This window comes from Liquorilactobacillus uvarum DSM 19971 (genome assembly GCF_001434935.1).
Classification (GTDB): domain Bacteria; phylum Bacillota; class Bacilli; order Lactobacillales; family Lactobacillaceae; genus Liquorilactobacillus; species Liquorilactobacillus uvarum.
The window spans coordinates 19,440-29,508 of sequence record NZ_AZEG01000023.1; the positions used below are offsets into that span (position 1 = coordinate 19,440).

Below are 10,069 nucleotides of genomic sequence, written 5' to 3' on the forward strand. Positions count from 1 at the left end.
AAAGAATTGTTATTTTTAATGTGAAAGTATTCTTATAGTTTGGAGTAATTATTATGAAAGATGTTTTTATTGTAGGGTCAAAGGGAATTCCTGCAAAGTATGGTGGCTTTGAAACTTTTGTTGATAATTTAGTAACCCATCAGGTTGATAAAAATATAAAATATCATGTTGCCTGTATGACTTTCCAAAAGCAAGTTAGATGTTACGAGTATCAAGGAGCAGATTGTCAAGAAATTTTTGTGCCAAACATTGGTGGAGCAAAAGCCATTATTTACGATTTGAAGGCTTTAAGATGGTCTTTGGAAAAAATAAAAAAAAGTAAATTAAGAGATGGTATAGTGTACATTTTAGCTTGTAGAATTGGACCATTTCTAAATTATTACGTTGCTAAACTCCATCAATATAATTTCAAAGTTTGGGTTAATCCAGATGGCCATGAATGGAAAAGAGCAAAATGGTCAAAACCAGTTAGATCATACTGGAAAGTTTCTGAACGCTTGATGGTTAAAAATGCTGATTTGCTGATTTGCGATAGCAAAACAATCGAAAAATATATTCATAAAGAATATGAAAAGTACACTCCAAAAACTGAATTTATTGCTTATGGTGCAGATACCACTAGTTCTACTTTAAACAAAAAAGATTTGGTAGTGGAAAAGTGGTACAAAAAGAATAATATTACTTTTGATAAGTACTTTTTAATTGTGGGTAGATTTGTTCCAGAAAATAATTTTGAGACAATAATAAGGGAATTTATGAATAGTAACGTTAAAAACGACCTAATTATTGTTACTAACGTTGAAAAAAATAACTTTTACGAAAATCTAGAAAGAAAAACTCATTTTGAACGGGATTTACGTATAAAGTTTGTGGGAACGGTGTATAACCAGCAACTATTAAAGTTTATAAGAGAGCATGCTTTAGCCTATATACATGGACATTCAGTGGGAGGGACCAACCCATCATTGTTAGAGGCACTGGCGAGCACTAAAATTAATTTGCTATATGATGTTGGCTTTAATAGAGAGGTTGGAGAGAATAGTGCCCTATATTGGGGCAATAGAATAGGAAATTTAGCAGATGTTATTCAAAGAGTAAGCACTACACCATGCGAATTTTCTAAATACTGTGAAAACTCCAAAAAAAGAATAGAGAAATTTTATTCATGGGAGAGAATTATTAAAGATTATGAAGAGACTATGAGGTGATACTTTGAAAATACTTCATTATTCTTTGGGTTTTCCCCCCAGTAGAACAGGGGGGTTAGTCACTTACGCCATAGATTTAGCTCACGAACAAGCCAAAAATGGGGATATGATATATTACCTGTACCCAGGGAAAATTAACTTTTTAAAAAAAAGGGCGTATATAAAAAAAGATAGCGCAAACTCTTATGGAAATTTTCAAGCCTTTTCTTTAATCAACTCCTTACCACTACCACTCTTTGGTGGAATAAGAGAGCCAAATGATTTTATGGCCAATGCTAATAAAGATTGTTATTTTAATTTGTTGAAGACCATAAAACCTGATGTAATTCATATTCATACATTAATGGGATTACATAAAGAGTTCTTCGAAGTGGCCGCTTTTTTTAAAATAAAAATTGTTTATACTTCTCATGATTATTTTGGATTAGCTCCTGAACCAAATTTCTTTTACAACGGCAGTAATTATGTTGACGATAATTCAATAAAGAAATGGATAGAGATTTCGAAGACTGCTTTACCTACTTGGAAGCTTAGAATATTTCAGTTTAATTCCTATAAAACTATAAAGCCATTTTTAAAAAAAATATCGAAGCTAAAAGGGGTAAAAAATAAAAAATTCACAAAAGATATTAATTATAGCAACGAAAAGTTAAGAAAATTTACTTTATTAAGAAACTATTATTTGAGTATTTTTGGATATTTTGATTTTTACCACTTCAATAGCACCGTTAGTGCAAATGTTTATAATAAATTTATAAATATAGATAAATCAGAAATTATTTCTATTTCAAATGCTGGGATTATAAAGAATAGTTTTAAACTGAAAGAAAAAAATAACAGTGGGAAGCTGAGAGTAGGGTATATTGGCCCCTATGAAAAGTATAAAGGTTTCTTTGAATTTTTAAAATTAACCCATATGACAGGCAAGAAGGTTGAGTATCATGTTTTTGGTAGCAATGAAAAGATAAAGATTCCTTCGAAAATTATCAACCATGGCAGATACAGTAGAAAAAATATAAAAAAAGTATTCGAGTTAATTGATGTTCTAATAGTGCCAAGTCTTTGGAACGAAACTTTTGGATTTATAACGGCCGAGGCATTGAGCTATGGTGTAAAGGTTTTGACTAGTAATCATGTGGGATCAAAAGATATAATTGATAGAAGCTTTATTTTTGAAAATATTAATCAGGTACCTAAGCTTTTGTTGAACCTAAATAAGTATAGGCTTATTCGTCCAAAAACAATAAATGAGCATTACGTAGAGATAAAAAAAATGTATAAAAAAGGGAATTAGAAATACATGAGACAAAATGTTGCAGTTGTTATAGTCACTTATGGTGAGAGATATACTTTTGTAAGTCAAGTAATTAAACGCTTGTTAACTATGCATCATGTAAGAACTATTGTGTTGGTAAATAATGGTAATTCTAAAAGGTTCGAGACTTTCGATAAGAGACTATTAAGTGTAGATATACCACATAATAGCGGCTCAGCAAATGGCTACTATGAGGGACTAAAAAGGGTTGATATCAATTATATAGATTATGTCTGGATGTTAGACGATGACAATTTGCCAAATAAGAATTCGTTAGAATGTCTATTAAATTCTTATAAACAAAGGTCTGGTGATGAAGTGTTCTCAGCCTTTCGTGAAGATCGAACAGAATTAAAAGATGCGGGCAAACAGGCCTACATTAAAAATGCTTTCTTTGAATTCTCAATTTTGAAAAAAATTAGGAAGAAAGTTTCAAAAAAAGAATTTTTTGGAAGATATATATCATGTGAAACTGTTCCGTATGGTGGTCTTTTGTTACCTACTGGTATTTTTAAAAAAATAGGTTTTCCTAATAGAGACTTCTATTTGTATAGTGATGACAATGATTATACTTATAGATTAACAAAGTTAGGCTATAAGATTCTTTGTGATACTTATGCAACTATAAAGGACTTGGAAAGTTCATGGTATAGGAGGGAAGAGGTACCAATGTTTAAAGCTTTCTTCGTTACACCGTTAATAGATAATGGTAAATATACCATAAGAAATAGAGTTTATTTTGAGGTAAATAATATTGTAACTAATAAGTTCTCTTATATGATAAACATAATAATTTATCTTACTTATGTTTTTTTTAGGTATATGCCTAAAAGCAAAGAAGGAATGAGGAGGTATTTTATTATTTTGAAAATGATTTACCTCGGTTTGAAAGGAGAATTAGGAAAATTAAGTTGAGTTTCAAGAGAAATTGCGCCAAAAATAGTAAGGAAGATATTTTTAATAAAAATAAAAAAATAAAGTATATTTTCCCAATGCTCATTGGTTTTTTTCTATCTACTTTTTTTAGATTAAGAAAAAAAAAGAAAATAATACTTATAGGTGGAAACTTGGGAGAAAAGTTTGATGATAATTCAAAATATATGTATTCTTTTTTGCAAGTGAAAAAAACATATGATGTTTACTGGTGCCAAAAGTGTAAGAACAAATTGGATCAATCAATTGATAACTTTTTAATTATAGGTTCTGTTAAGAGCTATGTTTTATATTTTATGTCGGATATAGTTTATTTTACGCATTCAATTAGTACCGATATTTGCCCAGTAGCTGCAAGAGTAACTTTTTTTCAACCATTTAAAGTTTATTTGAGCCATGGTGTTGAGGGCCTAAAAAAGAGAATGGATACAAAACTTGAATTTGCAGATTTTTATCCATGTACTAATATGTTTGAGTACGAATTAAAGAATAAGGAATGGGGGATTGCAAAGTGTAAGTTATCGGTCACTGGAATTGCGAGATACGACGGTCTTTATAACAAAATAAAAGTGAACAATGAAAAAATGAGTAAGATTTTATATATGCCAACGTGGCGAGAATGGGATTATGGGTTATCAGTTGAAGAATTTTGTAGGACTGAATCTTTTAAAAATTTAAAGCAGGTATGTGAAAATGTAGAGTTAAAAAAATATTTAGAAAAGACAGGAATGAAGTTAGTGGTTCGATTACATCCGTTCGTTAGTGCATATTTAGAACAATTGAAATTATACTTTTCTTTGGATAACATAATACTGAACAACGATGACATTGGAGATTTGGTAGAAAGCTGTGATGCTTTGATTACAGATTATTCGAGTATATCTTGGGATTTTTTATATTTGAGAAAGCCAGTGCTTTTTTTTCAATATGATTTGGGGAAATATCTTGAAAAACGTGGTTCATACTTAAAAATACCAGATCAGTTATTTGGGCCAAAAGCTTTTTCAGTTAAAGAATTGGTAAAAAACATTGAGACCATTAATGAGCTTAATTATTCTGCCGAAGATTCGTATAGATCTGACTTTTTTGAATTTTTTGATAACCAAAATTGTAGGAGAATTTTTGAAATGACTCGGAGCAAGGAACGTGAAAAATGAAAAAAATATTTTCCTTTTTATTTGCATTACTAGTACTAATAAAGATGTCCAAAAGATTTTGGTCGATGCTGAATTTACTTTTTCCTAAACTTGGTTTTTTATTCCAAGACCGAATTTTGATGGTGCTTATTATATGTTTTATGGGTATTTTTTTTGGTAGTAGTTTGAAAAAACTAGAAAAAAAATATATTTTATTTATGCTGATTTTCTTGTTTTGTCTTATTTTTTCTACATTTACTAATTTAAAATCGGATAGCTCTTTTTTAGAAAATTTTTCACTATTGCTAAGTAGCTATATTTTGGTAGTGTATTTAATAATTTCTAAAACTATTAATATTAACATAATTGATGGCAAAATTTGTGAGAAAACTATATTGTATTTTTCCTTTTTTCAAGGGATTTTAGGAATAATCCAACATATCTCAAAGAATGCAATTGTACCAATTATTAATAGTCAAGGAGATGCTATTGTTAGTAGTATTTATTATTTGAATGGTGCGAGTTCTAATAAGATTTTTTTTATTCAACAAGCTGGTGCTCAAATTAGAGCTTTTGGTATGACTGATAGCGCTTTGACATTGGGGTTATTTATGTTACTATCCATCGCTATTATATTTACTCATGATGATTTAGTTAACAAGTTTACCCAGTATCTTTTTTTAGCGGTTTATGTTACAACTATCATTTTTACTTTGACAAGAATTGTTTATTTTGCATCGTTAATATTAATAATTATATATTTGTTCAAAGGTAAAATGAAAATTACAAAAAGTTTTTATTATATATCGTTATTGCTTCAACTAGTTGTTTTAATTGTTGCTAACCATGTGGACAAAATATCTAACTATTTCACTAGTGCTTTTTTCAGTTCTTTTATTTCCAGATTGGAAGGGTATAAATTTTTTCTAAATTATTACGGCTTTTCTGTACGAAATTTTTTGTTTGGCTTCGATAATGTTTCATATGGTAACTTTTTGAAGTCTATATATACTATTGATAACGAGTTGTTGAATATGTATATGGATATTGGTGTAATCGGATGTGCTATTGTTTTTTATATAATTGGTCAGAGTTTAGACTCCTGCGAGGAAAACATTCCCATGGATAGAGCTTTTATTAGCTTATTTACTTTTTTGGGCGTTACAAATTCAGTATATTATTTTTTCTCAGGGGTTGCTTTATTTATGAACATTATCTATAAAAGAAGGAGGCCCAGTGTGAAAATTGAAAATGAAAAACAAAATTAGCGTTATAGTTCCCGTGTATAATGTTCAAACATATATTGAAAGATGTATTAAATCTATATTAGCACAAACATATAGCAATATAGATTTAATACTGATTGATGATGGTTCTACTGATAACTCAGGTAGAATTTGTGATGATTACTCTAAATTAGATAATCGTGTAACCGTTGTACATACTAAAAATAACGGACAGTCAATTGCTAGGAATATTGGTTTGTCTTTATCAGATAGTGAGTTTATAGGTTTTGTTGATGCTGATGATTTCATTGATTCTGATTATTACGAAGTACTCTGTGGAATTTTGTTGAAAAATAATGATATTTCTTGTGTAGGGCTATCGATGGGAAATAATAATTCACGTAATGTTGAAGTTATTAACCAAGAAAATGCTGTAATTCGAATTATGGCTGGGGATCTATGGACAGTTGTCTGGAACAAATTATTTAGAGCTTCTTCTTTAAAGGGAGTTACTTTTCCTGAAAAACAAGTGCATGAGGAAATTGCATTTAATCACAAATTTTTGATGCGTGTAAACTATTTTGGTGTTGTTGATTACAAGGGATATCATTATACAAAGAAACGTGAAGGAGATACTAAGTCCACGTTTCAATTAAGTAGACTTAACACATATAAACAAATTTTGAATTTTATTGATGATTTGGAAGAAAATGGACAGTCTCGAGCTAAAAAAGCGTTAATGTTATTTGGTATAACTCATTTCATAGAAATGTTTTATTCTGCAAAGGCAACAAATCAACCTAGAACAACTTTATTAACAGTAAGAAAATACTTTTTAGCGATGTTATATCTAGGTTTAGAGGAGGGCGTGGTTTTAAAAAAACCTAGAATCTTGTTGAAAGCTGTTGATTTTTATTTTTACAGTTACATGGTTATTGCTTGGAGGAAAACATGAAACTATTCAAAAACTTTTTATATAATTTGATGTATCAAATTTTTACGTTAATTGTTCCCTTAGTAACAATACCTTATATTTCACGTGTCTTGGGTCCACGTGGGATTGGTGTAAATACCTTTACGACCTCAGTAAGTCAGTATTTTGTTTTACTAGCAACCTTAGGTATAACTACTTACGGTCAAAGAGAAATTGCTTATTTCAGAAAAGACAAGAAAAAACTATCACAGATTTTTTGGGAAATAGAGTTTTTATCAATAATTACTTCGGTGATTTCATTGGTTCTATTTTTATTTTTCATATTGTTTGTATTTGGAGATTATAAACAATACTATTTTTTGCAGACAATTTTAATATTTTCCTGTGCTGCTGATGTTTCTTGGTTTTTCAATGGACTTGAGAAGTTTAAGGTTACTGTATTAAGAAACTTTATTTTTAAAATACTTTCGGTTATTATGATATTTCTGTTTGTTAAGAAATATTCTGATTTGAGTATTTATATTTTTATAGTTTCATGTTCAACATTTTTAGGTAATCTGTCACTGTGGACGTACCTAAAAGGGTACCTTTGCAAAGTGAATTTTACGAATATGAATATTATGAGGCATTTGCGACCAACGTTGTTGTTGTTTTTACCTCAAGTTGCCATCAACATCTATGTTTTTTTAAACAAAATAATGTTAGGTAGCATGAGTTCTGTTGAAGAAGCCGGTTTTTTTGATAGTTCTGACAAAATTGTAAGAATGTGCTTAACTTTGATTACTGCATTGACTACAGTTATGATGCCAAGAGTGGCGAATGCGTATGCAAATGGTGATAACAGCAGTATCAAAACTTATTTAAAGATGGGGTTCGGAATTGCCATTATGTTTTCAATTCCAATTTTTTTTGGACTGGAGAGCATAGCAGCAGGATTTATCCCCTGGTTTTTTGGGAAAAATTTTTTAAAAGTTGTTCCAGTAATTTATATAGAGCTATTTGCAATAATCCCAATTGCTTTTTCTCAAATATTAGGCATACAATACTTAGTACCTATTGGGAAAACTAAGCAATATAGTATTGCTATTGTTTTGGGTGCTATAGTAAACCTTTTGTGTAACATTCCATTAATTTATTTCTATTCCGCTATTGGAACCGCTATCGCGACTGTAATTTCTGAAACATGCATTACGTTGTTTGAATTTTTATATGTTTCGAAAAATGTTAGCGTAATTTCTTTATTTGATGAAGCTTGGAAGCCTTTTTTTGCGGGTTTAATAATGTTTATAACGGTTAAGTTTTTCAATTATAACTTAGAGACTAATATAATTAATTTATTTATAGAAATTTTCATTGGTGGTATTATATATATCGCAGTGTTGCTACTTTTACGTTACAGTACTTTAGTTAAGATAAAAAATACTTTACTCGCCAAAAAGTAAAAATAGGCCAATGTTTAGTGTTTGCATGCTTGTTATAAGAAGACGTTGTGCACTTCAACTACGCAATTTTATCTGGGAAGAATTCATGCTTTTCGTTCAGTTTTAAGTCGATTTATAAAGATGAGGGAAATTAGTTCTATAAATTTAAAAGCATGATCACAAATTCAATTTCTGAGAACCTAAAAAGCTGAAATTTTATGTAAATGTTTACTAAATTTTATATTAAAATTATATATTAAAAAATTACTTAAACGTACTTAAAAAAACAACTTTGTAGATTGATTCAAAGTGTTTGAAAGTGGTCAAAATTAATATATTATCAAAGAATTTTATCAAGTAGGGGTTTTAATTGCTAAACTATTTATCCACATAGAAATCGTTAATTTTCAAACGCTCTCAAAAAGTTCCAGTTCTTTTTTATTGAACCAAAAAAATATTTTGTTTAGTAGTCAGTGTATTTCTGGAGAATTAAAGTTCATGCCACTGTGACAGATTTAGTTGCGCTTAAAAATTTACTTTAATTAAATTTAACAGAAATTATATTCAGATCACGGCGCAGTTGATTGTTTAGTACTAAATAAAAAATAAGTATTAACATTTAAAGGTTTACAAATTTGTGTACTTATTATTTACTTAGAGTCAAAGGGAGGTTTTTTTTATGAAAGGAATAATTTTAGCAGGTGGTAGTGGAACGCGTCTTTATCCAATTACTCGTGGAATATCTAAGCAATTGATACCTGTTTACGATAAACCTATGATTTATTACCCTATCTCAACATTAATGCTAGCTGGCATCAAAGATATTTTAGTAATTTCTACACCAAGAGATATACAGAGTTTTGAAGATTTACTTGGAGATGGGTCCGACATTGGAATTAATTTTTCGTATGCCGTACAAGAAAAACCAAATGGACTAGCTGAGGCATTCATTGTTGGAAAAGACTTTATTGGGTCAGATTCAGTTTGCTTGATTTTGGGTGACAATGTTTACTATGGAAGTGGTATGGCCAATATGTTGCAAAATGCAGCTAAGTTGACTACTGGAGCAACGGTTTTTGGTTATCATGTCAATGACCCTGAACGTTTTGGGGTGGTTGAATTTGACTCAAATATGCATGCAGTATCGTTGGAAGAAAAACCTATGCATCCTAAGAGTAACTACGCGGTAACAGGATTGTATTTTTATGATAATCGCGTTGTTGATTATGCAGCAAATCTCGAACCCTCAGATCGTGGAGAGCTAGAAATTACAGATCTTAACAAAATATATTTACATAATGGTGAACTTAATGTTAAGTTAATGGGTCGCGGTTATGCATGGCTTGACATGGGCACTCATGATTCGATGCTTGAAGCCTCTAGCTTTATTGCAACAATTCAAAAGCGAGAAAATTTAAAAGTATCTTGCCTAGAGGAAATCGCATATCGCATGGGATACATTTCTAAGAGACAGTTGTTAGAGTTGGCTCAACCTATGAAGAAGAATGATTATGGTCAATATTTAATTAGATTAGCAAATCAAAATTAAAGTAAGGGGCAAAAATTTTGAAAATTATTGATACTAAATTAAAAGATGTTAAAATTGTTGAAACTGATGTATTCGGAGATCATCGCGGCTTTTTTACTGAAACCTATACGCAAAACAAATTTCATGAAGCAGGGATCGATGTCGATTTTATTCAAGACAATCAGTCATTGTCAGTTGAACCAGGTGTGCTGCGCGGAATGCATTACCAAAGAGCACCATATGCGCAGACTAAGCTATTACGTGCAGTTACAGGCGTTATTTATGATGTTTTGGTTGATATTCGCAAGGGCTCGCCAACATATGGTAAATGGGAAGGCTATCTTTTAAGTGAATATAATCATCGCCAG

General features: G+C 30.2%; 9 protein-coding genes. All 9 read left to right on the forward strand.

The features are described 5' to 3' along the window. The first annotated feature begins 53 nt into the window (after window positions 1–53). Window positions 54–1,208 carry a beta 1-4 rhamnosyltransferase Cps2T gene (gene cps2T, locus FD20_RS09660; RefSeq protein WP_057738093.1) on the forward strand — a complete coding sequence of 385 codons (1,155 nt, stop codon included), beginning with the start codon at window positions 54–56 and terminating at the stop codon, window positions 1,206–1,208. Window positions 1,209–1,212: 4 nt separating this feature from the next. Then, window positions 1,213–2,502 (forward strand): glycosyltransferase, encoded by a 1,290-nt coding sequence (locus tag FD20_RS09665; protein WP_057738095.1) that lies wholly within the window; start codon window positions 1,213–1,215, stop codon window positions 2,500–2,502. A gap of 6 nt (window positions 2,503–2,508) precedes the next feature. Then, window positions 2,509–3,438, forward strand: a complete 930-nt coding sequence (locus FD20_RS09670) for a glycosyltransferase (protein WP_057738097.1) — start codon at window positions 2,509–2,511, stop codon at window positions 3,436–3,438. Beyond that, window positions 3,435–4,613: a CDP-glycerol glycerophosphotransferase family protein gene (locus FD20_RS09675; RefSeq protein WP_057738099.1), complete on the forward strand. Its 1,179-nt coding sequence runs from the start codon at window positions 3,435–3,437 to the stop codon at window positions 4,611–4,613. The genes FD20_RS09670 and FD20_RS09675 overlap by 4 nt, the downstream gene beginning before the upstream one ends. Next, the gene (locus FD20_RS09680; protein WP_057738101.1) at window positions 4,610–5,860 is read left to right on the forward strand and encodes a hypothetical protein; all 1,251 of its coding nucleotides are present in this window, start codon (window positions 4,610–4,612) and stop codon (window positions 5,858–5,860) included. The genes FD20_RS09675 and FD20_RS09680 overlap by 4 nt, the downstream gene beginning before the upstream one ends. After that, a complete protein-coding gene (locus tag FD20_RS09685; protein ID WP_157060894.1) occupies window positions 5,844–6,773 on the forward strand; it encodes a glycosyltransferase family 2 protein in 930 nt (309 codons plus the stop codon). Before FD20_RS09680 ends, FD20_RS09685 begins: the two co-directional genes overlap by 17 nt. After that, entirely contained in the window at window positions 6,770–8,194 is a 1,425-nt protein-coding gene (locus FD20_RS09690; RefSeq protein WP_057738104.1) for a flippase, read from the forward strand. The genes FD20_RS09685 and FD20_RS09690 overlap by 4 nt, the downstream gene beginning before the upstream one ends. Before the next feature lie 658 nt (window positions 8,195–8,852). Further along, the gene (gene rfbA / locus FD20_RS09695) at window positions 8,853–9,722 is read left to right on the forward strand and encodes a glucose-1-phosphate thymidylyltransferase RfbA (RefSeq protein WP_057738106.1); all 870 of its coding nucleotides are present in this window, start codon (window positions 8,853–8,855) and stop codon (window positions 9,720–9,722) included. A 14-nt stretch (window positions 9,723–9,736) separates the two neighbouring features. Beyond that, window positions 9,737–10,069 (forward strand): dTDP-4-dehydrorhamnose 3,5-epimerase family protein (locus FD20_RS09700; RefSeq protein ID WP_187327354.1); only part of this gene is annotated, 333 nt, incomplete at its 3' end.

What these genes read in the sequence shown, in the direction of transcription:
- cps2T (WP_057738093.1), top strand. Translation starts at nt 54, where the DNA reads ATGAAAGATGTTTTTATTGTAGGGTCAAAGGGAATTCCTGCAAAGTAT.
- FD20_RS09670 (WP_057738097.1), top strand. Translation starts at nt 2,509, where the DNA reads ATGAGACAAAATGTTGCAGTTGTTATAGTCACTTATGGTGAGAGATAT.
- FD20_RS09680 (WP_057738101.1), top strand. Translation starts at nt 4,610, where the DNA reads ATGAAAAAAATATTTTCCTTTTTATTTGCATTACTAGTACTAATAAAG.
- FD20_RS09685 (WP_157060894.1), top strand. Translation starts at nt 5,844, where the DNA reads ATGAAAAACAAAATTAGCGTTATAGTTCCCGTGTATAATGTTCAAACA.
- FD20_RS09690 (WP_057738104.1), top strand. Translation starts at nt 6,770, where the DNA reads ATGAAACTATTCAAAAACTTTTTATATAATTTGATGTATCAAATTTTT.
- rfbA (WP_057738106.1), top strand. Translation starts at nt 8,853, where the DNA reads ATGAAAGGAATAATTTTAGCAGGTGGTAGTGGAACGCGTCTTTATCCA.